Raw genomic sequence first — 23,000 nt, 5'->3', positions numbered from 1 at the left:
ATCGGTAGGAGCAGGCTTGCCCCGCGATCAGACTGTTACCGCACTGCCTTGGCACACCCAACTGTTACCAACAGCCACCCCGGCTGAACAGTCCCGCGCACCAAAACCATCCCGCTGTGCATTTTCACGCACCATTTTGGCGCGTGATCAGCCGTTGGTCTTTTCCTGAATCACAATAAACGGCGAGACCACCACGGCCCAGATCTCTGGATCGCGGCTCTGAAGGTCTAGTGCCTGCTCTGCAGTGACCGCTCCGACAGTGCCAGCATTACGCCATGCAGCGACGCTTTCGCTACGGTTTTCGGCCATTGCCTGTGCAACATCGATCAGGTCCAGGGTCGGCTCGACCCAAATCAGGTCACCCTTGGCCCAAAAACGCTCCAGCGCTTTCCACTCGATTATTGCTGTCTCGCCGAGCAATTTGGCATAGAGGGTGCTTGGTTGATCTGTCATGGGTTCCTACCAGAAATAATTCGACCGCGATAAAGGTCGGTATTTTTGCAGAAAAACCCAGTTTCAAAATAAGTAATTGATCGACAAGGTGGTAAATGCCCGGGATGGGCCAGTAAAACTGGCTAGCCAGTGGCGTTTTTCTATAACTTTCTGTCGATTAGGCGACACCCCTGGTTTTTGCCCCGGCGGGCCTGCTTTTCAAGCGACAAAGCAGCGCTCTACACTGTACCGGTACAGTTGCCAGGGCCGTTCCGGGGGTTATCCGGGTCCGTGACGAGGCGTGGCCTCTCATGGAACCTGATCCGGTCCTCAAGCTCTGGCCGCCAGGACTATAAAAATTACAACAGAATGAGTGGAGCACTATGAGTAAGGCTACTAAGCAGATTTCCAAACTGTTTGCCGCAATGGTTCTGGCCGGGGTTGCCAGCCATTCGTTTGCAGCCGATACCATCAAGATCGGCATCGCCGGCCCGAAAACCGGCCCGGTCACTCAGTACGGCGACATGCAGTTCATCGGTGCAAAACAGGCCATCAAGGACATCAACGCCAAGGGCGGCGTCGACGGCAAGATGCTTGAAGCCAAAGAATACGATGACGCTTGCGACCCTAAACAGGCCGTGGCAGTCGCCAACAAAGTGGTCAACGACGGCGTCAAATACGTGGTCGGCCACCTGTGCTCCAGCTCCACCCAGCCTGCGTCCGACATCTACGAAGACGAAGGCGTGATCATGATCACCCCGGCTGCCACCAGCCCGGAAATCACCTCCCGCGGCTACAAGCTGATCTTCCGCACCATCGGCCTGGACAGCGCCCAGGGCCCTGCGGCTGGCAACTACATTGCCGACCATGTGAAACCGAAAGTGGTTGCGGTACTGCACGACAAACAGCAGTACGGTGAAGGCATCGCCAGCGCGGTCAAAACCACCCTCGAAGGCAAAGGCGTCAAGGTTGCCGTGTTCGAAGGCCTGAACGCCGGCGACAAGGACTTCTCCTCGATCATCCAGAAGCTCAAGCAAGCCAATGTCGACTTCGTCTACTACGGCGGCTACCACCCAGAGCTGGGCCTGATCCTGCGTCAAGCCAAGGAGAAAGGCCTGAACGCCAAGTTCATGGGCCCTGAAGGTGTCGGTAACGACTCCATCTCGCAGATCGCCCAAGGCGCTTCCGAAGGCCTGCTGGTGACCCTGCCGAAATCCTTCGACGCCGACCCTGCGAACAAGGCCATCGCCGATGCCATCAAGGCTGACGGCAAAGACCCAAGCGGCCCGTTCGTGTTCCCGGCCTACTCGGCTGTCGAGCTGATCGCCGAAGGCATCAAGGCGGCCAAGTCCGAAGACACCGACAAAGTGGCTGCAGCCATCCATGCCGGCACCTTCAAGACCCCGACCGGCGACCTGTCGTACGACGCCAAAGGCGACCTGAAAGACTTCAAATTCGTGGTCTACGAATGGCATTTCGGCAAACCTAAAACCGAAGTTTCCCCTCAGTAATCCCGTCTGACTATATGACTACAAGCCCACTGTGCGAGCAGTGGGCTTTGTTTTACGAGGTTCATGGGCCTGATTCCCGCGATCCGGGAGCAGGTTCACCTGAAAATCTTAAAACCGTCACCAGCGGTTCGCTGGCAGTTGCCTGTGCCGAAGTGGCCAAGACCACAAGACCAGGCCGGGGGCATCCCCACCAGTGAAATGCGTATCAGGTTTTTAGGAGCGCTGTAATGCCTGAGATCTATCACTTCTTCCAACAGCTGGTTAATGGTCTGACCATTGGCAGCACCTATGCCTTGATAGCCATTGGCTACACAATGGTTTACGGCATCATTGGAATGATCAACTTCGCCCATGGCGAGGTGTACATGATCGGTTCCTACGTGGCCTTTATCGCCCTTGCGGGCCTGGCCATGATGGGGATCGATTCACTGCCGATATTGATGACCGTCGCCTTCGTCGCCACGATCTTCGTTACCAGTGCCTATGGCTACAGTATCGAACGGGTCGCCTACCGTCCGTTGCGTAACAGCAACCGGTTGATCCCGCTGATTTCTGCCATCGGTATGTCGATTTTCCTGCAAAACACCGTATTGCTATCCCAAGACTCCAAGGACAAGTCCATCCCCAACCTGATCCCTGGGAGTATCTCCTTCGGCCCGGGCGGCGCAGAGGAAGTGCTGATCTCCTACATGCAGATCCTGGTTTTCGTAGTCACCCTGGTGGCCATGACCGGTTTGACCCTGTTCATCTCCCGCTCGCGTCTGGGCCGGGCCTGCCGGGCCTGTGCCGAAGACATCAAGATGGCCAACCTGCTTGGCATCAACACCAACAACATCATCGCCCTGACCTTCGTCATCGGTGCCGCCCTGGCGGCCGTGGCGGCCGTGCTGCTGAGCATGCAGTACGGGGTGATCAACCCCAACGCCGGTTTCCTGGTGGGCCTGAAGGCCTTTACCGCGGCTGTGCTGGGCGGCATCGGCAGCATTCCGGGCGCCATGCTCGGCGGGCTGGTGCTGGGGGTGGCTGAAGCCTTTGGCGCCGATATCTTCGGTGACCAGTACAAGGACGTCGTGGCATTCGGCCTGTTGGTTCTGGTGCTGTTGTTCCGTCCGACCGGCATCCTCGGCCGTCCGGAGGTTGAAAAAGTATGAACAAAAATCTTAAACAGGCGTTCTTCAGCGCCTTGCTGGTCTGGGCTGTCGCCTTTCCGGTGCTGGGCCTGAAACTCAGCATCGACGGCATCAACCTGATCGTTCACAGCCAAGGGCCTTTCACCCTCACGGTCATCGCCGTGTGTTCGGTGCTGATGTTCTTGCGCGTGCTGTTCGACAAGCAATGGAGCGCGGCAACCAGCCGCCGTTCGGGCCGTAAGTTGATCTCGCCGGCCATGAGCAACTTCCTGACCCTGCCCAAGACCCAGCGCTGGATCATCATCGGCCTGATCATGGTTGCACTGGTGTGGCCGTTCTTCGGCTCACGCGGCGCGGTCGACATCGCCACCCTGATCCTGATCTACGTATTGCTGGGCCTTGGCCTGAACATCGTGGTCGGCCTGGCTGGCCTGCTCGACCTGGGTTACGTCGGCTTCTATGCCGTCGGCGCCTACAGCTACGCCCTGCTGTCGCACTACTACGGCCTGAGCTTCTGGATCTGCCTGCCGATTGCCGGCCTGATGGCGGCGACCTTCGGCTTCCTGCTCGGCTTCCCGGTATTGCGTCTGCGCGGCGACTACCTGGCCATCGTGACCCTGGGTTTCGGTGAAATCATCCGCCTGTTCCTGCGAAACCTCACCGGTCTTACCGGCGGCCCCAACGGGATCAGCAACATCGAGAAACCAACCTTCTTCGGCCTGACCTTCGAACGCAAGGCCGCCGAGGGCATGCAGACCTTCCACGAGTTCTTCGGCCTGCAGTACAACTCGATCAACAAGGTGATCTTCCTCTACCTGGTGGCGCTGCTGCTGGCGTTGCTGGCGCTGTTCGTGATCAACCGCCTGCTGCGCATGCCGATCGGTCGCGCCTGGGAAGCCCTGCGTGAAGACGAAATCGCCTGCCGCGCACTGGGCCTGAACCCGACCATCATCAAGCTCTCGGCGTTCACCCTGGGTGCCTGCTTCGCCGGTTTCGCCGGCAGCTTCTTCGCCGCACGCCAGGGTCTGGTGACACCGGAGTCGTTCACCTTCATCGAATCGGCCATCATCCTCGCCATCGTCGTGCTCGGCGGCATGGGCTCGCAACTGGGCGTGATCCTTGCGGCCATCGTGATGATCCTGCTGCCTGAGCTGATGCGTGAATTCAGCGAATACCGCATGTTGATGTTCGGTGCGCTGATGGTGTTGATGATGATCTGGCGTCCGCAAGGCCTGCTGCCTATGCAACGTCCACATATGGAGCTGCGTCGATGAGCCGCGAAATTCTGCAAGTCAGCGGCCTGAGCATGCGCTTCGGCGGCTTGTTGGCGGTCAACGGCGTGGCCCTGACCGTCAAGGAAAAACAGGTAGTGGCGTTGATCGGCCCGAACGGCGCCGGCAAGACCACGGTGTTCAATTGCCTGACCGGTTTCTACAAGCCGAGCGCCGGCAGTATCCTGCTCGACGGCCAGCCGATCCAGGGCCTGGCCGGCCATCAGATCGCCCGCAAGGGTGTGGTGCGGACCTTCCAGAACGTGCGTCTGTTCAAAGAGATGACCGCCCTGGAAAACCTGCTGATCGCCCAGCACCGGCACCTGAACACCAACTTCTTCGCCGGCCTGCTCAAGACCCCGTCCTTTCGCCGCAGCGAGCTCGAAGCAAAAGAGTACGCACGGTACTGGCTGGAGAAGGTCGACCTGCTCGAGTTCGCCAACCGCCCCGCCGGTACGCTTGCCTACGGCCAGCAACGGCGCCTGGAAATCGCTCGCTGCATGATGACCCGTCCACGGATCATCATGCTCGACGAACCGGCGGCCGGCCTCAACCCGAAAGAGACCGAAGACCTCAAGGCGCTGATCAGCGTGCTGCGTGAAGAGCACAACGTCACCGTGCTGCTGATCGAGCACGACATGAAACTGGTCATGAGCATCTCCGACCACATCGTGGTGATCAACCAGGGCACGCCCCTGGCCGACGGTACGCCGGAACAGATCCGCGACAACCCTGAAGTGATCAAAGCCTACCTGGGGGAAGCGTAAATGCTGCAGTTCGAAAACGTTTCCACCTTCTACGGCAAGATCCAGGCACTGCACAGCGTCAACGTCGAGATCCGCCAGGGCGAGATCGTCACCCTGATCGGTGCCAACGGTGCCGGCAAATCGACCCTGCTGATGACCCTCTGCGGCTCGCCGCAAGCGAGCAGCGGCAGCATCCGCTACCTGGGTGAAGAGCTGGTCGGCCAGCCGTCCTCGCACATCATGCGCAAGAGCATCGCTGTGGTCCCTGAGGGCCGCCGCGTGTTCGCCCGCCTGACCGTGGAAGAAAACCTGGCCATGGGCGGTTTCTTCACCGACAAGGGCGATTACCAGGAGCAGATGGACAAGGTCCTGCAACTGTTCCCGCGCCTGAAGGAGCGCTTCAGCCAGCGTGGCGGCACCATGTCCGGCGGCGAGCAGCAGATGCTCGCCATCGGCCGGGCGCTGATGAGCAAACCCAAGCTGCTGCTGCTCGACGAGCCATCGCTGGGCCTGGCACCGATCATCATCCAGCAGATCTTCGACATCATCGAACAACTGCGCCGTGATGGCGTGACGGTGTTCCTGGTCGAACAGAACGCCAACCAGGCGCTGAAAGTCGCCGACCGTGCCTATGTGCTGGAAAACGGCCGGGTGGTGATGGAAGGCACCGGTGAAGCGCTGCTGACCGACCCGAAAGTCCGCGACGCCTACCTGGGCGGTTGATGCCAGACGCTATATGCCACAAATGAAAAAAGGCCTTCGGGCCTTTTTTCTTGCCTGCTGTAACGCCTCCAGGGCACCGGACTCTAGTGCTGCAGGTGGGCCAGAAGCGCTGGCTCTAACCTCCCCTTACTACTGGAGCCTCATCATGAACAAGTCCCTCAGCGCCGCCGCACTTATCCTCTCCCTGGGCTCGAGCCTGGCCTTCCTGCCTGTTGTCCACGCCGCCGACGACATGAAAATGAGCAAGGAAGCAAGCATGGAGAAAGACATAAAAATGGACAAGAAAATGGCCGACGACAAGAAGATGGACATGAGCAACGACATGAAGATGGACAAGAAGATGGACAAGAACGACAAGATGATGAAAAACGAAATGCACGACGACAAGATGTAACCCCTACAGGGTCCGCAAGGCCTGGCTGCTTCGCCTGAACCAGGCCAGCAAGTAATCGGCCAGCACCTGGACCCGCTGCGGCATCCCGCCTTGATAGGGGTGCACCAGGAACAACGGCACGCTGCGCGTCTGATAGTCGCGCAGCAACCACTGCAAGCGGCCGTCAGCCAGTTCTGCATGGAGCATGTACGACGGCAGACGGGCGACCCCGGCGCCCAGCAGCGCCGCCTTCTTCAGCAAACTGTAATGATTGCTGGCAAAGCTGCCCGCCACCTGCACCCGCAACAGTTCGTGCTGCTGGTGATACAACCACTCTTCACGGCCGCTGTAATGGCTGTTGAGCAGGCAGCGATGGCTGCTCAGTTCGCCCGGCACCATCGGTTCGCCATAGCGCTGCAAGTAGGCCGGGCTGGCGCAGGTCAGCTCCTGCATGGCCAGCACCGGACGGGCAACCAGTCGCGCGTCATCCTGGACATCGGTGCGAATCGCCAGGTCAAAGCCGTCGCCCAGCAAGTCGCGATAGCCGTTGTTCAGCTCAAGCTCTACCTGCAGGTCCGGGTAGCGGGTGGCGAACTCCAGCAGCAATCCTTCAAAAAACGTCTCGCCCAACGACACCGGCACGGTGATTCGCACCGGTCCCGCCAGTTCGTCCTTGAGCATGGCCAGGGTCTGCCGCGCCCCTTCCATTTGCCGCACCAGTGCCTGCGCCTGGGGCAGCAACATGGCGCCAGCCGCAGTCAGGCTCAGCCGCCGGGTAGTGCGGTGCAGCAACTTCACCGAATGGCTGGCTTCAAGAGCGCTGATGCGCTTGGACAGTTGCCCCTTGCTCCAGCCCAGTTGTTGTGCGGCCAAGGTAAAGCTGCCGGCATCCATCAGCACGGCAAAGGCCGCCAGATCATCGAGGTCGCTCATGGATTGTTTCCAGATGAAAACCAAAGGTTGCCTATTAGCACGCTTATCTACAGAAAAATCCACCCTAGACTTGAGCCTTGTCTACACACCCTACGAGGAATGGCTCAATGAAAATCCTGTTGATCGGCGCCAGCGGTACCATCGGTTCGGCGGTTGCCAAAGAGCTGGAGCAACGTCATGAAGTGCTGCGCATCGGCCGCAGCAGCGGCGACTATCAGGTGGACATCAGCGACAGTGCCTCGATCCGGCGCCTGTTCGAGCAAACCGGCCGCTTCGATGCCCTGGTCTGCGCCGCCGGCAATGTCACCTTCGCCGCCCTCGATGAAATGAACGCGGAGCACTTCGCCCTGGGCCTGAACGACAAGCTCATGGGCCAGGTCAACCTGCTGCTGATCGGCCGCGAGTTCATCAATGATGGCGGCTCGTTCACCTTTACCAGCGGCATCCTCAACCGCGACCCGATTCGCACCGGGGCCTCGGCCGCGCTGGTTAACGGCGCCCTCGATGCGTTCGTCAAAGCTGCCGCCATCGAATTGCCCCGTGGCCTGCGGGTCAACACCATCAGCCCCACTGTACTGGTCGAAGCCATGCCGGCCTATGCGCCATATTTTCGCGGTTTCAAACCCGTTCCGGCCGCCGACGTGGCACTGGCCTATGCCAAGAGCGTCGAAGGTTTGCAAACCGGCCAGACCTACCAGGTGGGCTAAGGCCTTGTGATCGGCGACCAGCCTGCGTAACGTGGCGGCACCTTTTGCTCGAGATGCTGGAGTTTGCTTGATGCGTGCCGCCCCTTCGCTGTTGCTTGTCGCCTTGTTGCCGCTGTTCGCCGGCTGCCAGATGCTGGCTGAAAAGCCGCAAGCCGCCTCTACCGCCGGCCAGACCCGCATGCAGGGCGAACTGACAGCCCAGGGCGGACAGCTGCTGTTCAAGCCCTGTGAAGAGACCCGCCGCTTTGCCGTGACCGACAGCGGCAACACCGGCCTGCTGCAGGAAGCCAGCGCGCTGGCGGCCACCCCCGGCACCCTGTTCGCCGACGTGCGCGGTACCTTGTCGGCCAGCGCAAAGGCCGGCAACGACGGCCAGTTGAACGTACAACGCCTGTACCGCATCGAACACTCCAGCAGCGCCTGCAGCGACCCCAACTTCAAGCGCCTGACCCTGCGCGCCAGTGGCCACGAGCCGGACTGGAACCTCAAGGCCGGCGGCAAGGGCATGGTCCTCGAACGCCTCGGCCAGCCAACACTGGCGGTCCCTTTCCTGGAAGAACAGCTGCCCGACGGGCGCTTCAGCCTCAACACCGAGGCCAACGGCCAGAAAGTCGAGCTCTGGGTCGCTCCGCAACGCTGCGTCGACAGCGCCACCGGCAGTGTCCAGCATCTGATCGCCGAGCTACGGGTGGACGGCCAGACCCTGCGCGGCTGCGCCTACTACGGTGGCTCACGCAACGACTGATCATCGGCGCCTGCGTTTAACCTGCCTGCAAAGGCGGCGAACAGCTTATACTTGGCGGTTTGTGTAAAGCCGCCGGCCGTTCATGGCCGGGATACTGGACCCTGCCATGTTACGAATCACCGAACTGAAGCTGCCGCTGGATCATCCTGATGAAGCCCTGCGCGAGGCCATCGTGCAACGCCTTGGGATCAGCGACGAGCAACTGCTGGACTTCACCCTGTTCAAGCGCAGCTACGATGCGCGCAAGAAGAACAGCGAGCTGCTGTTCATCTATACCATCGACCTGCAGGCGAGCAACGAAGCCGAACTGCTGCAAAAGTTCGCCGACGATCACAACGTCAACGTCGCCCCCGATGTCAGCTACAAAGTGGTTGGCCAGGCACCTGCCGACCTGCAGGAGCGGCCCATTGTGGTCGGCTTCGGCCCGTGCGGGATCTTCGCCGGCCTGCTGCTGGCGCAGATGGGCTTCAAGCCGATCATCCTCGAGCGCGGCAAGGAAGTTCGCCAGCGCACCAAGGACACCTGGGGCCTGTGGCGCAAAAGCGTGCTCAATCCCGAGTCGAACGTGCAGTTCGGCGAAGGCGGCGCCGGGACCTTCTCCGACGGCAAGCTGTACAGCCAGATCAAGGACCCGCAGCACCACGGCCGCAAGGTATTGCACGAGTTCGTCAGAGCCGGTGCACCGGACGAGATCCTCTACGTCAGCAAGCCGCACATCGGTACCTTCCGCCTGACCGGCATGGTCGAAAACATGCGTCAGGAAATTCAGGCGCTGGGCGGCGAAGTACGCTTCGAACAGAAGGTCACCGACCTGTTGATGGACGACGGCCAGCTCAATGGCGTAGTCCTGGAAAGTGGCGAACAGCTGCACTCGCGCCACGTCGTCCTGGCCCTGGGCCACAGTGCCCGTGACACCTTCCGCATGCTGCACGCCCGTGGCGTGTTTATGGAAGCCAAGCCGTTCTCCATCGGTTTTCGGATCGAGCACCCGCAATCGCTGATCGACCAGGCGCGCCTGGGCAAGTATGCCGGCCACCCGAAACTCGGTGCAGCCGATTACAAGCTGGTGTACCACGCCAAGAACGGCCGTTCGGTCTACAGCTTCTGCATGTGCCCGGGCGGCACCGTGGTTGCCGCTACCAGCGAGCCGGGCCGGGTAGTCACCAACGGCATGAGCCAGTACTCGCGTAACGAGCGCAATGCCAACTCCGGTATTGTTGTCGGCATTACCCCCGAGCAGGACTACCCGGGTGGCCCGCTGGCCGGTATCGAGCTGCAGGAAAAACTCGAAGCCCACGCTTACGTGCTGGGCGGCAGCAACTACCAGGCACCTGCGCAACTGGTCGGTGACTTCGTTGCCGGGCGGCCGTCCACCGCCATCGGCAGTGTCGAGCCGTCCTACAAACCGGGGGTGAACCTCGGCGACCTGGCGCCAAGCCTGCCGGATTTTGCCATCGAAGCCATTCGCGAAGCATTGCCAGCCTTCGATCGGCAGATCAAGGGCTACAACCTGCCAGACGCGGTGTTGACCGGGATCGAAACCCGCACCTCATCGCCGCTGCGCATCACCCGTGATGCCAGCATGCAGAGCCTGAACCTCAAGGGCCTGTTCCCGGCGGGTGAAGGTGCTGGTTATGCCGGCGGGATCCTCTCGGCCGGTGTCGACGGGATTCGCATTGCTGAAGCGGTGGCGCGCAGCATGCTGGGCCTGCAGGCCTGATTCATATCGCAATAAAGCCATCGCCGGCGTTGCCGGCGATGGGCTGTAAATCAGCCCCGCCTTCAAACGCCCTCGCGCAATACCGATTCCGGCAACGCTTCACCGCGCTCGACACACGCCGTCACCGCCGCGATCATCCCCTCCAGCTGATACCCCTGCCCGCTCAACCAGTCCTGGTCATAGTAGGTAGTGGCGTAGCGATCGCCGCCGTCGCAGAGGATCGCCACGATCGAGCCGGCCTCCCCCGCCGCGCGCATGTGTTGCGCCGCCGCCAGGGCGCCGATCAGGTTGGTGCCGCTGGAGCCGCCGACCCGCCGCCCCAGGCGCTGGGCCAGGTAATGCATGGCCGCCAGTGACAGGGCGTCCGGCACCTTGACCATGGCGTCGATCACCTGCGCCAGGAACGACGCCTCGACCCGCGGTCGGCCGATGCCTTCGATGCGCGAACCACAGTCCAGGCGCAGCGAGCGGTCACCGGTCTTGTAGCAGTCGAAAAATACCGAGCGCTCGGCATCGGCGCACAACACCCGGGTGGCGTGCTGGCGATAACGCACGTAACGGCCCAGGGTCGCGGTAGTGCCACCGGTACCGGGGCTGGAAATCAGCCAGCTCGGTTCGGGGAATTGCTCGAAGCGCATCTGGGCAAAGATCGACTCGGCGATGTTGTTGTTGGCCCGCCAGTCGGTAGCGCGCTCGGCATAGGTGAACTGGTCCATGAAGTGTCCGCCGCTTTCCCGGGCCAGACGCTCGGACTCGGCGTAGATCTGCGTCGGATCCTGTACCAGGTGGCTCTGGCCACCATAGAAGGCGATCTGGGCGATCTTTTCCTGCGAGGTACTGGCCGGTACCACGGCAATGAAGGGCAGCCCAAGCAAGCGCGCAAAGTAGGCTTCGGAAATCGCCGTCGAGCCGCTCGACGCCTCGATCACCGGCGCGCCCGGACGCAACCAGCCGTTACACAGGGCATAAAGAAACAACGAACGCGCGAGCCGGTGCTTGAGGCTGCCGGTGGGGTGGCTCGACTCATCCTTGAAATACAGCTCGACCTCAGGAAACCCAGGCAGCGGCAGCGGGATCAGGTGGGTATCGGCGCTGCGCTGGAAGTCCGCTTCGATGATGCGGATGGCTTCACGGGCCCACTGGCGGTGATCGGTCATGGTCGATTCTCGGGCAAAAAGTTCGAAGTTCAGCAGAACATGTTAGGAAAATTCTGATAATTGCTACAGATACAGCCACGGTGAATTATCGACTGCAACTGCTAGGCTGCATGGCGTGAGTTGGTTACAGCTTATAACAAAAAAGAATATAGTTTTTGTTTTAAAGAATATCACCACAGGGTAGGGTGTGCCCCTATCAGAACCTTCAGGATGGAGAGCGCCCTTGCCCCTGCGTAGCACTTTCACTCGTTTCTTTCAGTTGGAAGCTGCCAGCGGTCTATTACTGATTGCTGCAGCTGCCCTGGCCTTGATCATCAACAACTCGCCCTTGTCGTACCTGTACAACGGCTTGCTGGATGTTCCCGTAGTCGCCCAGATTGGCGCGCTGAAAATCGCCAAGCCCCTGTTGTTGTGGATCAACGACGGGCTGATGGCCCTGTTCTTTCTGCTGATTGGCCTGGAGGTCAAGCGCGAGGTGGTCGACGGGCATCTGTCCAAGCCTTCGCAGATCGTCTTGCCCGGCGCAGCCGCTATCGGCGGCATGGTGGTACCGGCGCTGATCTACTGGTTCCTGAACAAGGACAACCCGGCTGCCGTGGCTGGCTGGGCAATCCCCATGGCCACCGACATCGCCTTCGCCCTCGGCGTGCTGGCCTTGCTCGGCAAGCGCGTACCGGTTTCGCTCAAGCTGTTCCTGATGACCCTGGCGATCATCGACGACCTGGGGGCGATCATCGTCATCGCCCTGTTCTACTCGGGTACCCTGTCGAGCCTGTCGCTGGGCCTGGCGGCAGCTTGTCTGCTGGTACTGATCGCGATGAACCGCATGGGCGTGGTCAAGCTTGGCCCGTACATGGTGGTCGGCCTGATCCTCTGGGTCTGCGTGCTCAAGAGCGGTGTGCACGCCACCCTGGCCGGTGTCACCCTGGCGCTGTGCATTCCGCTGCGCACCAAGAACGCCGAGCCTTCGCCGCTGCTGAGCCTGGAGCATGCCCTGCACCCCTGGGTTGCCTATGGCATCCTGCCGCTGTTCGCCTTTGCCAACGCCGGTGTGTCACTGGCCGGGGTCAGCCTCGAAAGCTTCACCCATCACGTGCCGATGGGCATTGCCGTAGGTTTGCTGGTGGGCAAGACCCTCGGCGTGTTCGGCTTCGCCTGGCTGATGATCAAGGCCGGCATGGCCGCCTTGCCGGCGGGTGCCAACTGGGGCCAGGTGCTGGGTGTGGCGATTCTCTGCGGCATCGGCTTCACCATGAGCCTGTTTGTCGGCTCCCTGGCCTTCGTGCCGGGTAGCAGCGAATACGCCGGCATGGACCGCATGGGCATTCTCACCGGCTCCATTCTGGCCGCGCTGATCGGCTATGGCATCACCGCGCTGTCGAGTCGCAAGCCCGTCACGGCCTGAGTCTCAAGGCAATAAAAAACCCCGACCGGCTTTGCCGAGTCGGGGTTTTTAATGGGTGGTGCAAAACTCAGTGAGTGACGCGGCTGGTGCCGTCGACGGTCATGATCCGCACACGCTCGCCGACGCGGAAGATCTCGTTCTGCTGCACGGCCTGCACGTAGGCACGCATGCTGCCGTCATCTTCACGCACGGTGATTTCCACGCCCTGGGTGCGGGTCAGGCCTTCTTCGGCGGCGGAGCCTGCCAGGCCACCGGCCACGGCGCCGATCACGGCGGCAACGATACTGCCGCGGCCACCACCTACCGCACTGCCGGCGACGCCGCCGACGATGGCACCGGCGCCGCCGCCGATCGGGGTCTTGGTCCCTTCGATTTTTACCGGCCGCAGGGACTCGATGGTGCCCATGCGCACGGTCTGCACACGGCGCGCTTCATCACGGGAGTACGAATCGCCGGTCAGGCTCGAGGCACAACCACCAAGCAGCAGCGACATTGTGGTGAAGCTTGCCACCAGCAGAACAGATTTACGCATTGGATGATCTCCGTAAGACAGATGCTCATTAGACTCCGCGCATTGACGACTGTCACGACACATGCGGGGTAAAATTGCTTCCATTCAGCTTCCGTACAGCCTGTTGCTATCGGGGCAGCCGGTAGAAACTTCTAGCGCAAGGATAGACATGGATTACTTCATCGTCGTCATAACCACCGTGGCAGGCTTGTACTTCCACTGGTGGATCTACGTTCGCATCAAGCGCTGGATGGACCGTGACCTGGCCTTGTCGCTGGCAGGCCAGGACGAAGGCAAGAAAGCCTTCATGCTACAACGTCTGGACAGCGCCAAGGCGCAAAAGGTCAAACGCAGTGAACTGGCGGCCTGGCTGGAACGCGAGGCCGCCGGTTACCCGGCCGATTAAGGCGCGAGGCGCTCACGCAGCCAGTTACCTTGCTGCAAGCGATAGTTGAGGCGGTCGTGCAGGCGGCTGGCGCGGCCCTGCCAGAACTCGATGCGCTCGGGTAGCAGGCGGTAGCCACCCCAGTGCTCCGGGCAGTGTGGCTGGTTGTCGCTAAAGCGCTGTTCGGTGGCCTTGACCAGGCCCTCGAGCTCGGCGCGGTTAGCGATCACCCGGCTCTGCGGTGAGGCCCAGGCGCCCAGGCGGCTGCCCAGCGGGCGCACCTGGTAATACTCGTCCGATTCTTGCGGGCTGACCTTGACCACCCGGCCCTCAATACGCACCTGACGCTCCAGCGCCGGCCAGAAGAAGGTCATGGCCGCGAACGGGTTGGCCAGCAGCTGCTGGCCCTTGGCGCTGTCGTAGTTGGTGAAGAAGGTAAAACCCTCCTCGTCCAGGCCCTTGAGCAGGACGATCCGGCAATGCGGGCGGCCTTCGCTATCCACCGTCGCCAGGGTCATGGCGTTGGCTTCAACCGGCGGCTGCTCGGTGTTCAGGGCATCATCGAACCATTGACGAAACAACGCGAACGGCTGCGCCGGAGCCTGGGCTTCGGTCAGGCCGTCGCGGGTGTAATCGCGGCGCATATCGGCCAGGGACTGGGTCATTACTGCGTTCCTTGACGATCAGTTAGTCTTCGCAGGGCTGGTGTTGGCGGCGACTTTTTTCGCCGCCGGTGCCGCCGCCTTCTTCGCCGCAGGCTTGGCGGCAGGCTTCTTGGCAGCGGCCTTGGCCGGCGCGGCTTTCTTGGCCACAGTGGCCTTTTTCGCTGGGGCCTTGGCTGCAGGCTTGGCAGCCGGTTTCGCAGCAGCCTTGGCCGGAGCCTTGGCATCCTGTACGGCAACCAGTTCGGCCGGGCTCGGGGTTGGCTGCTTGTACTTGGCCAGCAGGGCAACCATGGTGTTCTGCGGGGTCAGTACCAGTTCAACGCGACGGTTCAAGGCGCGGCCTTCAACGCTGTCGTTGGCGGCACGCGGCATTTGCGAGCCCATGCCGCGCAGCATCAGGCGATCACGCTCCAGGCCGCTGAGGCGGAAGATCGCCGCCACGGAACCGGCGCGCTCCTGGCTGAGTTTGGTGTTGGCGGCGGCAACACCGCTGGTGTCGGCATGCCCCAGGACCAGCACGGCAGTCTGCTTGTCGGCCTCGACGGCTTTGGCTACGCGAGTGATCGGGCCGAGGGTGACCGGCAGCAGCATCGCTGGGCGATCCGGGTTGTAGGAGCTGTCGACCGGCACGGTCACGACCAATACGTCTTCACGGCGCTCGACTTCGAACTTGCTGTCCTTGATCGCTTCGCGCAGCTTTGGCTCGTAGCTGTCCAGCCAGGCCTGGGTGGCCTTGTGGTCGATTTTCGGTACGGCAGCGGTCTTACCCTTGGCGTCGTCACCAAACGGCCACCACCAGCGGCTGGCGCTTTCCGACTTGGCGTCGGCCTTGGCGACTTTTTCGGTGACCACTTCCTTAACTTCCTTGTCGACGACCTGGTCCGAGCCAAACGGCCACCAGTTGAAGCCGGCATCTGCGGCGCCATCTTTCTGAGGATGCTGCGCGCAGCCGGTCACGGCCAGGCACAGGGCGAGAGCTAAGGATTTATGCGAAGACATCAGCGATACACCATGAAAATGAAAGAAATTTGGCCCAGCAATGCAGGGCTTTGGAATTCAGAATAGCCAAAGGGTTCAGGCCCCATGGGGGTTAACCGATCAAAGGCAGCTGGCCAATACCCGCACCAGCTTCTGCGCCCGAGGGTCCATGAGCACGTAAGGGCCCAGGGTATTGGTAACAAAACCAAAGGAAACATCGTGTTCCGGATCGGCAAAGCCCACCGAACCGCCCGCCCCCGGGTGACCGAAGGCGCGCGCGCCCAGACCAAAGGTCGCGTTGGCGACGCTCGGCTGGTCAAGCATGCAGCCAAGACCGAAACGGGTCGAGGTCAGCAAAGTCCGATCCTGGCCAAGGCTGTGCTCGCGGGTCAGCTCATCGAGCAGCTGCGACTCCAACAAACTGCCATCGAGCAGGCCTGCGTAGAAACCGGCGAGGCTGCGGGCGTTGCCGTGGCCGTTGGCCGCCGGTTGCTGCATGCGCCGCCACTCGGGTTTGTTGACGCTGGTAAGCATCCCCGGCGGGTTGGTAAAGGCCCGGGTCGACAGGGCTTGCGGCTCGCGCAGGGTGACCTGGAGCAGGCGCTGGGCCGCCTCGTCGCCCATGTTGCCTTTGCTGCGGGCGATATGCGCAACGCGGGGGAAGTCTTCTTCGCCAAGGCCGATATGAAAGTCCAGGCCCAGCGGCCTGGCCGTGCGGGCAACGATCGATTCGCCTGGCTCGCGGCCATCGGCACGGCGAATCAGTTCGCCGATCAACCAGCCAAAGGTAATGGCCGCATAGCCGTGGGCCGTACCCGGGGTCCACCACGGTGATTCGCCAGCCAGTGCCTGGACCATGGCGTGCCAGTCGTAGAGGGCTTCGGCCGGCATCAGCTCACGCAGGGCCGGCACACCGGCGCGATGGCTGAGCAGTTGCCGCAAGGTGATCGATTGCTTGTCGGCCTGGGCGAACTCCGGCCAGTACCGCGCCACCGGCGCATCCAGGGCCAGCTTGCCTTCGCCGACCAGCTGCAGGGCGGTCACGGCGGTGAACATCTTGGTGCAGGAGAACAGGTTGGCAATGGTATCGCTGTGCCAGGCCTCGGCGCCGTCTTTATCGGCGCTGCCGGCCCAGAGGTCGATGACGGTTTCGCCGCCAACCTGGATGCACAGCGCCGCGCCACGCTCCTGAGGATCGTCGAACAGCGCCGCAAAGGCTTCACGTACCGCTTCAAACTTAAGCTCGTAATGACCCTGAATCTGCACCCAGCAACTCCCGCGAAACCGGCTTATCAAATGGCTGTGCATTGTTTCAGCCTGCGCACGATTTGGGAACAGACAGAAGCCGGGCGGTGCATGCCCGGCAGCAGGTGTCAGGGCGTCTTCGGTGCTTTTTCCGGGGTCACCAGGGTTTTACCGAACTGTTCCTGGGTTTGCAGATTGCTCTTGCGCACGCCGTCGACAAAGCCCTGGAACGGTACATCGGTAATGCCGACCAGGCCGAAATGGCCGTTCTCGCCATCGAGCAGGCGCCCGCTGGCAGGTTGATCGAGGTACTGGAACCAGTGCACACCGACGATTGACGGCTCATCCAGGGCAGCCTTGACGAAGCTGGCATAGGCCGGCGCCCTGCCCTCTTCCTTGGCCACCTCCATCGGCCCCGGCCAGAACGGGCCGCGGTCGCGGGAGCCGAACTGGAACTCGGAGACCAGCACCGGCTTGTCCAGCGCCTTGAGCTGGTTGAAGTCGTAGCCGTCCTGCGGTTTGGGCGTGTAGAAATTGAAGCTGATGACGTCGCAGTACTCGGCACAGGCGCCGACTGCTTCCGGGGTGCTCACGGCATAACGGCCGCCAAGCAACAGATGATTGGGCGCATGCCACTTCAGCGAGTCGGAAATGGTCTTGAAATAGGTTTCGGCGAAGACCTTCTGGAAGTATTTGAAGTCGGCCTCGATTTCCGGGTGCTCAGGGCTTGGCAGCGGCGGTTCGAACCCTGGGTCTTCCATCAGCTCCCAAGCGGGCAGGTCAATGCCCCAGGCCTTGGACAGGCCGGCCTGGTTGCGGTACTTGTCGCGCAACTGCTTGAGGAAGGCACGCTTGGCCGGTACATCGGTGGTCAGGCGCAAGGTGCCGTAGGCCAGGGCGTAGCGGGCCTTGGGATCGTCACCGGGGGCGGCCCAGGCCAGCTCGTTGTCGGCAAAGTAGCCGATCAGCCAGGGGTCGTCGCGGTGATCGCGGGCGGCAATCGCCACCGCACGCTCGGTGGCCATGGCAAAGCGCGGGTCGAACGGGTCAGGCATGCCGCCCCACCAGTCCATGCCGGTGCTGATGCTGGTGTAGTCACCAACGATCGACAGCGGCAAGGTGTACGGCATGCGGTTGGCCTGGCCGAGCGTCGGCTCGCTCCAGTTGCCCAGGGTATTGAAGCCCCAGGCTTGCAGGCGGTCGAGGGTGTGGCCCTGCCAGCGCTGCTTGTCCAGGCCCGCGGGCGGGCATTCCAGCGCCGGCGCCTTGTCGCTGGCTGCCACCGGCGTGCACGGCGTGCCATGGCTGCGCTCGATGTTGGCGGCATAGAAGTCGAACCAGCGCCCCTGGTTGAAGTTGCGACCACGGGCCGAGCCATTGCCGTCGTTGTTGTTGCCTTCACCGTAGAACTGCGCCAGCGCCTCACCTGCTTGCGGCAGTGCGCTGAACATGCTCTCGCGCCCTGCTACATAGGTGCGGCCACCGTCGGCTGCCACGGTGTTGACGCCCAGGGAATAGAACGGATGGCCTTCGGGGGTCACCAGGTACCAGCGACCTTCGCGTTTCTCGGTGCGAAAGAAGCCCTTGGCCTCGAACGCCGGGCCTTCGCTGATACCACCGAACTTGTCGAGCTTGAGCTTGCTGCGTTCGCCCAGCCAGCCTTTGAGCTGCTGCTGTTCGCGGCCGGCGGCGGCCTTGAGCTGGTCATCGCTGACGATCTTTTCCGGCCAGCGACCGCGGGTCGACTGGCCATAGCCGTCGATCAGGCCGGTGTACACGGCCTTTTGCAGTTGCTCGTCATCCTGGGTGCCGACGCGCTCGATGAGGATGCTCTGGGCGACGTTGGGCTTGTTCATCGACAAGGTCACCGACACCACCTGCTTGAGATCGACCTCGCCAGCGCTGCTGGTCAGCAGTACCCGCTGGCCCTCGTGCACCCAGGGCATCGGCGGCCCGGCGCGCATGCCCTGGCTCAGCGGCGAACTGGCCTTGAGCGGCACATAGACGGTTTGCGCCGGGCCCGCCGGCAGGTCGATGCGGCTGGTGAGGGTCTTGCCGTCGCTGCTTAGCACCGTGACATCGACGGTCAGCGCCCAGTCCATGGCACTTTGCAGACGCAAGGTCAGGGCCGTGGCGCTGGACCAGTCCCAGGCCCCGGCCTGCGGGGTCAGGCGCAGCTTGGGCTGCGCCACCGGGTTGAACACCACGCGGCGCAGCACCTCGCCCTCGGCCGTCTGCTCTGCGTTGTACTGCGGCAGGCTGGCATCTTCGGTCAGCACATTGACCACGGCGGCCGGGCGAACGAAGCTGAACAGCGTCTGTTGCCCAGCCAGCAACGGCGTGCTGAACAACAGTGCGAATACGGCAGGCAAGGTACGGCGAATCATAGGGCTGGAGCTCTCCTTGAGGGCCCATGGGGCCTTGAACTGAGTGATAGACAACGCCCGGAGCATTGCGCTCCGGGTTTTCAGGAAATTTCCCGGCGAAACGGTGGCAACGCATTGAGAATAGCCTTGCCGTAGCGCTGGGTGACCACCCGCCGGTCAAGCAGGGTGATGGTGCCGCGGTCCTCTTCGGTGCGCAGCAGCCGCCCGCAGGCCTGGATCAGCCGCAACGAGGCGTCCGGCACGGCAATTTCCATGAACGGGTTGCCGCCACGGGCCTCGATCCATTCGGCCAGGGCGGCTTCGACCGGGTCATCCGGCACGGCGAAAGGAATCTTGGCAATTACCACGTGCTCGCAATAGGCACCCGGCAGGTCGACGCCTTCGGCGAAGCTGGCGAGGCCGAACAGCACGCTGGAATCACCGCCATCGACCCGCGCCTTGTGCTTGTTGAGGGTTTCCTGCTTGGACAGGTTGCCCTGGATGAACACCTGCTTGCGCCAGTCGCGATCCAGGCCGTCGAACACGTCCTGCATCTGCTTGCGCGAGGAAAACAGCACCAGCGAACCGCGCGAACCTTCCACCAGCTCCGGCAGGTCGCGGATGATCGCCGCCGTGTGGGCGGCGGCATCACGCGGGTCTGCGCGCAGGTCCGGCACTCGCAATACACCGGCATCGACGTGATGGAACGGGCTCGGCACGACGCTGGTGACCGCAGTCTTGGGCAGCCCGGCACGCATGCGGAAGCGATCGAACTTGCCCAGCGCAGTCAGGGTGGCCGAAGTCACCAGGGCGCCGTGGGCGACGTTCCACAGGTTGCGCCGGAGCATTTCGGCGGCGAGGATCGGGCTGGCATTGACCTCGATATCGAACAGCGCACCGCTTTCGGCCAGGGTCAGCCAGCGGGCCATGGGCGGGCTGTCTTCCGGGTCTTCGGCAGTGAAAGCGGTCCACAGCTCCCAGTTGCCCTGGGCGCGCATCAGCAGGCTGCCGAACAGCGGGTACCACTCCTCGGCCTGATGGCTGGCGATGCCGATATTGACCTCGCCATCCATGCCTTCCTTGAGCAGCTCGGTCAGGCGGGTGAACAGGTCGCTGAGGCGCGAAAAGCCCTTTTTCAGCTCGATGCCCATCTCGCGCATGTGCTCAGGCACCACGCCGCCTTCGAAACGATGACGGGGCCGCTCACGGCCTTCCATGTCTTCGCCCGGGCGGAAATCGGCAACCTGCTCGCAGGCGCTGAACATGAACTGCTGCTGGGCCTTGATCTCACGGGCCAGCTCCGGCACCTGCTCGATAAATTTGCCCAGGTCGCCCGGCAGCGGATGCTGGGCCAGCAGCTTGGTCAGGTTCTTGGCGGTTTGCTCGAGCCAGTCGGCAGTCGAGCGCAAACGGGTGTAATGGGCGAAATGGCCGATGGCCTTGTCGGGCAGGTGGTGGCCTTCGTCGAATACATAAATGGTGTCGCGCGGGTCCGGCAGCACGGCGCCGCCGCCCAGGGCCAGGTCGGCGAGAACCATGTCGTGGTTGGTGACGATTACATCGACCTTGCCCATGCCTTCGCGGGCCTTGTAGAAGGTGCACTGGCCGAAGTTCGGGCAATGGCGCCCGGTGCACTGGCTGTGGTCGGTGGTCAGGCGCGCCCAGTCCTGGTCTTCCAGAGCCTGGGGCCAGCTGTCACGATCGCCATCCCAGCGGTTGCCGGCGAGCTTCTCGATCATGCTGGTAAAGAGCTTCTGGCTGGCCTCGTCGACCTCGATCCGGAAGCCTTCTTCCTCGAACAGCTGGGCAGTGGCCGATTGCGCCTGGCCTTCCTGCAGCAGCACGTCGAGTTTCGACAGGCACAAGTAGCGGCCACGGCCCTTGGCCAGGGCGAAGCTGAAATTGAGGCCGCTGTTGCGCATCAGGTCGGGCAGGTCCTTGAAGACGATCTGCTCCTGCAGGGCAACCGTGGCGGTGGCGATCACCAGGCGCTTGCCGGCCGCCTTGGCCGCCGGAATCGAGGCCAGGCTGTAGGCCACTGTCTTGCCAGTACCGGTGCCGGCCTCGACCGCGACCACCGCTGGTTCACCGACGCGCCGGCCTTCGTCGTCACAGTCGATATCGCCAAGCACCTTGGCCACTTCGGCAATCATCAGACGCTGGCCGTAGCGCGGCTTAAGGCTCTTGGCTTCGAGAAAACGCGAATAGGCGCCCTGAATCGTGGTTTTGAGTTCGTTGCTGATCATGGTGTCGGGCGCCCGAAGGGCTGGATAAATTTTCAGTGTTTCGATTGGGTCGCTATCATACCCCGCTATTGCCCTTTGCGCCGAATGGAGATCCCCATGCCCGTCTTTGCCCTGTCTTACAGCCTGCATGTTCTGGCCGCCCTGGTGTGGGTCGGGGGGATGTTCTTTGCCTGGCTGATCCTGCGCCCGGCGGCGGTTGCAGCCCTGGAAGGCCCCGCTCGCCTACGCCTGTGGGTAGAAGTGTTTCAGCGTTTTTTTGGCTGGGTATGGATCGCAATCGCGGTGCTGGCGATCAGCGGTATGTTCATGGTCAACACCCGTTTTGCCAGCTTCGAGACCACGCCACGGCATGTCCAGGTGATGATCGGCGGTGCGATTGCGATGTTTGCCGTGTTCTTTCGTGTCCAGTCGTTGCTGTACCCGGAACTGCGCCAGGCGGTGCAGGCTGAGGACTGGCCGGCGGGTGCGGCGGTGATGGCGAGGATTCGGCGGATGGTCGGGCTCAACCTGGTGCTGGGGATTGCGGTGGTGTTGTCGGGAGGGGTGCTGTGGTGAACCAGGTCAAGGGGCTGCTTTGCAGCCCGTCGCCGGCAAAGCCGGCTCCAACAGGGGCCGGCGCGTGCTTTTACAGGCGCTGCAAGATCAACTCTCCAACTGCACCCGCCGCTCCCGGCTGACCCGCAGCCCCAGGTTTGCCTGCTGCACCACCCGCAGTGCTGTACACCAGGCAGCCCTTGCTTGCGCCACCGACACCCGGCTTGCCGGCTGCACCCGCCGCGCCTGGCGCACCGCCATCAAGCTGGACCACGATGCGCTCGGCAGGAAAACCTGCCGGCAACGCCAGCCGCACCCGGCCACCCGGCGCGCCGTCATGGCCATTGCCACCGTTGTCGCCATTGGCGCCGCGGCTGGCCTGGCCCCAGGTGCAGCCCCCCGGCTTGCCATTGGCGCCATCAAGGCCGACATAACCCGGCGCACCGGCGCCGCCACGGGCATCAATGGCCAGGGTCGAGGCCTTGAGCTCATGCAGTTGCAATTCCAGGTTGCGCCCGGCCTTTGCCGCTTTTTCGTAAGTGCCCGGGGCACCATGGGCAACGATCTGGCTGCCCTCGCCGAAGCTGGCCCGTTGCACTTCAAGCTGCAGGGTGGTTTCGGCCGGCACAATGGCAATCCGCGCCTCCTGGCCCAGGAGCAACTCATCGACCCTGAGATCGACCAGGCTGGCGGGCAGCACCAGGGTGGCGGAATCAGCAACCTCCAGGCGCTGCAAATGCACGACGCTGGCCTTGTTTGGCAGGCGCAGCACCGAATGGGCCGCCACGCTGATGGCGTCGGCCAGGGCCAGAGGGCTGAACAATGCAGCCAGAATGATCAATTTACGCATTAGCAGCTTCCTTGCGGGGTGCCGGAATTGAAAGAACATGAAAAATACCGACCAGCAGGATCTGCAAGCGATCGAACCAACGATGGCTGCGCTCACGCAGGCAACCATTGAACATCAATACTTCCAGCAAGTGCAGGCCAAGCAGGGCGGCACCGGCGGCATTGATCAGCAGGTGGAAGGGGTGCTCCAGCGGTATCAGCAGATTGACCAGTACCACCCACCAGAACACCACGGTCAGGGCCTTGGCCAGCCCCAGTAAACCTTGCATAGGCGCCCCCCGTTGTTATTTTTCGGTGGCGATGCCAGGGGTGCTGGCATCGCCTGCAACAGTAACGGCTGACACGCTCCTTGTGCCAGTCCTTGTGTC

Annotated in this window: 23 protein-coding genes; 12 read left to right on the top strand and 11 right to left on the bottom strand. The window is 62.3% G+C overall.

The annotated features are described in order from the left end of the window. Positions 1–147: 147 nt before the first annotated feature. Positions 148–453 (bottom strand): DUF2288 domain-containing protein, encoded by a 306-nt coding sequence (locus UB48_RS13675; protein ID WP_045197829.1) that lies wholly within the window; start codon positions 451–453, stop codon positions 148–150. A 362-nt stretch (positions 454–815) separates the two neighbouring features. Here UB48_RS13675 and UB48_RS13670 point away from each other — a divergent pair, with 362 nt between their 5' ends. From UB48_RS13670 to UB48_RS13645, 6 genes are all read left to right on the top strand, one after another. Then, entirely contained in the window at positions 816–1,943 is a 1,128-nt protein-coding gene (locus UB48_RS13670) for a branched-chain amino acid ABC transporter substrate-binding protein (RefSeq protein ID WP_045197827.1), read from the top strand. Between the two features lie 227 nt (positions 1,944–2,170). Next, the gene (gene livH, locus UB48_RS13665) at positions 2,171–3,094 is read left to right on the top strand and encodes a high-affinity branched-chain amino acid ABC transporter permease LivH (RefSeq protein ID WP_028943524.1); all 924 of its coding nucleotides are present in this window, start codon (positions 2,171–2,173) and stop codon (positions 3,092–3,094) included. Continuing rightward, on the top strand, positions 3,091–4,347 hold the full coding sequence (locus tag UB48_RS13660; RefSeq protein WP_045197825.1) for a high-affinity branched-chain amino acid ABC transporter permease LivM: 1,257 nt from the start codon (positions 3,091–3,093) through the stop codon (positions 4,345–4,347). The genes livH and UB48_RS13660 overlap by 4 nt, the downstream gene beginning before the upstream one ends. After that, positions 4,344–5,111: a high-affinity branched-chain amino acid ABC transporter ATP-binding protein LivG gene (gene livG / locus UB48_RS13655; RefSeq protein WP_045197823.1), complete on the top strand. Its 768-nt coding sequence runs from the start codon at positions 4,344–4,346 to the stop codon at positions 5,109–5,111. The genes UB48_RS13660 and livG overlap by 4 nt, the downstream gene beginning before the upstream one ends. After that, a complete protein-coding gene (locus tag UB48_RS13650) occupies positions 5,112–5,813 on the top strand; it encodes an ABC transporter ATP-binding protein (RefSeq protein WP_045197821.1) in 702 nt (233 codons plus the stop codon). It abuts the gene before it with no gap. 145 nt (positions 5,814–5,958) lie between these two features. Continuing rightward, complete coding sequence (locus tag UB48_RS13645) at positions 5,959–6,207, top strand: hypothetical protein (protein ID WP_045197819.1); 249 nt, start codon at positions 5,959–5,961, stop codon at positions 6,205–6,207. Between the two features lie 3 nt (positions 6,208–6,210). Here the strand turns inward: UB48_RS13645 and UB48_RS13640 are convergent, their stop codons facing one another. Further along, on the bottom strand, positions 6,211–7,119 hold the full coding sequence (locus UB48_RS13640) for a LysR family transcriptional regulator (RefSeq protein ID WP_045197817.1): 909 nt from the start codon (positions 7,117–7,119) through the stop codon (positions 6,211–6,213). Positions 7,120–7,226: 107 nt separating this feature from the next. On the opposite strand from UB48_RS13640, the gene UB48_RS13635 reads away from it, so the two are divergent. From UB48_RS13635 to UB48_RS13625, 3 genes are all read left to right on the top strand, one after another. Then, positions 7,227–7,826 carry a short chain dehydrogenase gene (locus UB48_RS13635; RefSeq protein WP_045197815.1) on the top strand — a complete coding sequence of 200 codons (600 nt, stop codon included), beginning with the start codon at positions 7,227–7,229 and terminating at the stop codon, positions 7,824–7,826. Between the two features lie 70 nt (positions 7,827–7,896). Continuing rightward, complete coding sequence (locus UB48_RS13630; RefSeq protein WP_045197813.1) at positions 7,897–8,571, top strand: COG3650 family protein; 675 nt, start codon at positions 7,897–7,899, stop codon at positions 8,569–8,571. A gap of 106 nt (positions 8,572–8,677) precedes the next feature. Next, on the top strand, positions 8,678–10,291 hold the full coding sequence (locus tag UB48_RS13625; protein ID WP_045197811.1) for an NAD(P)/FAD-dependent oxidoreductase: 1,614 nt from the start codon (positions 8,678–8,680) through the stop codon (positions 10,289–10,291). 62 nt (positions 10,292–10,353) lie between these two features. Here UB48_RS13625 and UB48_RS13620 read toward each other — a convergent pair whose 3' ends face one another. Then, complete coding sequence (locus UB48_RS13620; RefSeq protein WP_045197810.1) at positions 10,354–11,448, bottom strand: PLP-dependent cysteine synthase family protein; 1,095 nt, start codon at positions 11,446–11,448, stop codon at positions 10,354–10,356. A gap of 223 nt (positions 11,449–11,671) precedes the next feature. On the opposite strand from UB48_RS13620, the gene nhaA reads away from it, so the two are divergent. Then, a complete protein-coding gene (gene nhaA, locus UB48_RS13615; RefSeq protein ID WP_045197808.1) occupies positions 11,672–12,853 on the top strand; it encodes a Na+/H+ antiporter NhaA in 1,182 nt (393 codons plus the stop codon). Positions 12,854–12,920: 67 nt separating this feature from the next. On the opposite strand, the gene UB48_RS13610 is transcribed toward nhaA, so the two are convergent. Then, positions 12,921–13,385, bottom strand: a complete 465-nt coding sequence (locus tag UB48_RS13610; protein WP_010221079.1) for a glycine zipper 2TM domain-containing protein — start codon at positions 13,383–13,385, stop codon at positions 12,921–12,923. A 148-nt stretch (positions 13,386–13,533) separates the two neighbouring features. Here UB48_RS13610 and UB48_RS13605 point away from each other — a divergent pair, with 148 nt between their 5' ends. After that, the gene (locus tag UB48_RS13605) at positions 13,534–13,770 is read left to right on the top strand and encodes a hypothetical protein (RefSeq protein WP_045197806.1); all 237 of its coding nucleotides are present in this window, start codon (positions 13,534–13,536) and stop codon (positions 13,768–13,770) included. Here UB48_RS13605 and pdxH read toward each other — a convergent pair. The 5 genes from pdxH to dinG form a co-directional block, all read right to left on the bottom strand. Next, the gene (pdxH, locus tag UB48_RS13600) at positions 13,767–14,414 is read right to left on the bottom strand and encodes a pyridoxamine 5'-phosphate oxidase (protein WP_045197804.1); all 648 of its coding nucleotides are present in this window, start codon (positions 14,412–14,414) and stop codon (positions 13,767–13,769) included. The genes UB48_RS13605 and pdxH overlap by 4 nt on opposite strands. Positions 14,415–14,432: 18 nt before the next feature. Further along, the gene (locus UB48_RS13595; RefSeq protein ID WP_045197802.1) at positions 14,433–15,413 is read right to left on the bottom strand and encodes an OmpA family protein; all 981 of its coding nucleotides are present in this window, start codon (positions 15,411–15,413) and stop codon (positions 14,433–14,435) included. 99 nt (positions 15,414–15,512) lie between these two features. Beyond that, a complete protein-coding gene (locus UB48_RS13590) occupies positions 15,513–16,658 on the bottom strand; it encodes an EstA family serine hydrolase (RefSeq protein WP_045197799.1) in 1,146 nt (381 codons plus the stop codon). Between the two features lie 107 nt (positions 16,659–16,765). Beyond that, positions 16,766–19,024 carry a beta-galactosidase gene (locus tag UB48_RS13585; protein WP_045197797.1) on the bottom strand — a complete coding sequence of 753 codons (2,259 nt, stop codon included), beginning with the start codon at positions 19,022–19,024 and terminating at the stop codon, positions 16,766–16,768. An 80-nt stretch (positions 19,025–19,104) separates the two neighbouring features. Next, entirely contained in the window at positions 19,105–21,249 is a 2,145-nt protein-coding gene (gene dinG, locus UB48_RS13580) for an ATP-dependent DNA helicase DinG (protein WP_045197794.1), read from the bottom strand. A gap of 96 nt (positions 21,250–21,345) precedes the next feature. Between dinG and UB48_RS13575 the strand changes: the two genes are divergently transcribed. Further along, the gene (locus UB48_RS13575) at positions 21,346–21,804 is read left to right on the top strand and encodes a CopD family protein (RefSeq protein ID WP_045197792.1); all 459 of its coding nucleotides are present in this window, start codon (positions 21,346–21,348) and stop codon (positions 21,802–21,804) included. A gap of 70 nt (positions 21,805–21,874) precedes the next feature. Here the strand turns inward: UB48_RS13575 and UB48_RS13570 are convergent, their stop codons facing one another. Continuing rightward, the gene (locus UB48_RS13570) at positions 21,875–22,633 is read right to left on the bottom strand and encodes a hypothetical protein (protein WP_045197791.1); all 759 of its coding nucleotides are present in this window, start codon (positions 22,631–22,633) and stop codon (positions 21,875–21,877) included. Continuing rightward, entirely contained in the window at positions 22,626–22,901 is a 276-nt protein-coding gene (locus tag UB48_RS13565) for a DUF1145 domain-containing protein (protein ID WP_045197789.1), read from the bottom strand. Before UB48_RS13565 ends, UB48_RS13570 begins: the two co-directional genes overlap by 8 nt. Positions 22,902–23,000 lie beyond the last annotated feature (99 nt).

The organism is Pseudomonas sp. 2(2015) (genome assembly GCF_000955865.1).
GTDB lineage: Bacteria > Pseudomonadota > Gammaproteobacteria > Pseudomonadales > Pseudomonadaceae > Aquipseudomonas.
The sequence above is the reverse complement of the archived record's forward strand: the minus strand, read 5'-3'. Positions and strand labels throughout refer to the sequence as shown.

Excerpts from the sequence above, each read along its gene's own strand:
- UB48_RS13675 (WP_045197829.1), bottom strand. The coding sequence starts at position 453 with ATGACAGATCAACCAAGCACCCTCTATGCCAAATTGCTCGGCGAGACA.
- UB48_RS13670 (WP_045197827.1), top strand. The coding sequence starts at position 816 with ATGAGTAAGGCTACTAAGCAGATTTCCAAACTGTTTGCCGCAATGGTT.
- livH (WP_028943524.1), top strand. The coding sequence starts at position 2,171 with ATGCCTGAGATCTATCACTTCTTCCAACAGCTGGTTAATGGTCTGACC.
- UB48_RS13660 (WP_045197825.1), top strand. The coding sequence starts at position 3,091 with ATGAACAAAAATCTTAAACAGGCGTTCTTCAGCGCCTTGCTGGTCTGG.
- livG (WP_045197823.1), top strand. The coding sequence starts at position 4,344 with ATGAGCCGCGAAATTCTGCAAGTCAGCGGCCTGAGCATGCGCTTCGGC.
- UB48_RS13650 (WP_045197821.1), top strand. The coding sequence starts at position 5,112 with ATGCTGCAGTTCGAAAACGTTTCCACCTTCTACGGCAAGATCCAGGCA.
- UB48_RS13645 (WP_045197819.1), top strand. The coding sequence starts at position 5,959 with ATGAACAAGTCCCTCAGCGCCGCCGCACTTATCCTCTCCCTGGGCTCG.
- UB48_RS13640 (WP_045197817.1), bottom strand. The coding sequence starts at position 7,119 with ATGAGCGACCTCGATGATCTGGCGGCCTTTGCCGTGCTGATGGATGCC.
- UB48_RS13635 (WP_045197815.1), top strand. The coding sequence starts at position 7,227 with ATGAAAATCCTGTTGATCGGCGCCAGCGGTACCATCGGTTCGGCGGTT.
- UB48_RS13630 (WP_045197813.1), top strand. The coding sequence starts at position 7,897 with ATGCGTGCCGCCCCTTCGCTGTTGCTTGTCGCCTTGTTGCCGCTGTTC.
- UB48_RS13625 (WP_045197811.1), top strand. The coding sequence starts at position 8,678 with ATGTTACGAATCACCGAACTGAAGCTGCCGCTGGATCATCCTGATGAA.
- UB48_RS13620 (WP_045197810.1), bottom strand. The coding sequence starts at position 11,448 with ATGACCGATCACCGCCAGTGGGCCCGTGAAGCCATCCGCATCATCGAA.
- UB48_RS13610 (WP_010221079.1), bottom strand. The coding sequence starts at position 13,385 with ATGCGTAAATCTGTTCTGCTGGTGGCAAGCTTCACCACAATGTCGCTG.
- UB48_RS13605 (WP_045197806.1), top strand. The coding sequence starts at position 13,534 with ATGGATTACTTCATCGTCGTCATAACCACCGTGGCAGGCTTGTACTTC.
- pdxH (WP_045197804.1), bottom strand. The coding sequence starts at position 14,414 with ATGACCCAGTCCCTGGCCGATATGCGCCGCGATTACACCCGCGACGGC.
- UB48_RS13595 (WP_045197802.1), bottom strand. The coding sequence starts at position 15,413 with ATGTCTTCGCATAAATCCTTAGCTCTCGCCCTGTGCCTGGCCGTGACC.
- UB48_RS13585 (WP_045197797.1), bottom strand. The coding sequence starts at position 19,024 with ATGATTCGCCGTACCTTGCCTGCCGTATTCGCACTGTTGTTCAGCACG.
- dinG (WP_045197794.1), bottom strand. The coding sequence starts at position 21,249 with ATGATCAGCAACGAACTCAAAACCACGATTCAGGGCGCCTATTCGCGT.
- UB48_RS13575 (WP_045197792.1), top strand. The coding sequence starts at position 21,346 with ATGCCCGTCTTTGCCCTGTCTTACAGCCTGCATGTTCTGGCCGCCCTG.
- UB48_RS13570 (WP_045197791.1), bottom strand. The coding sequence starts at position 22,633 with ATGCGTAAATTGATCATTCTGGCTGCATTGTTCAGCCCTCTGGCCCTG.
- UB48_RS13565 (WP_045197789.1), bottom strand. The coding sequence starts at position 22,901 with ATGCAAGGTTTACTGGGGCTGGCCAAGGCCCTGACCGTGGTGTTCTGG.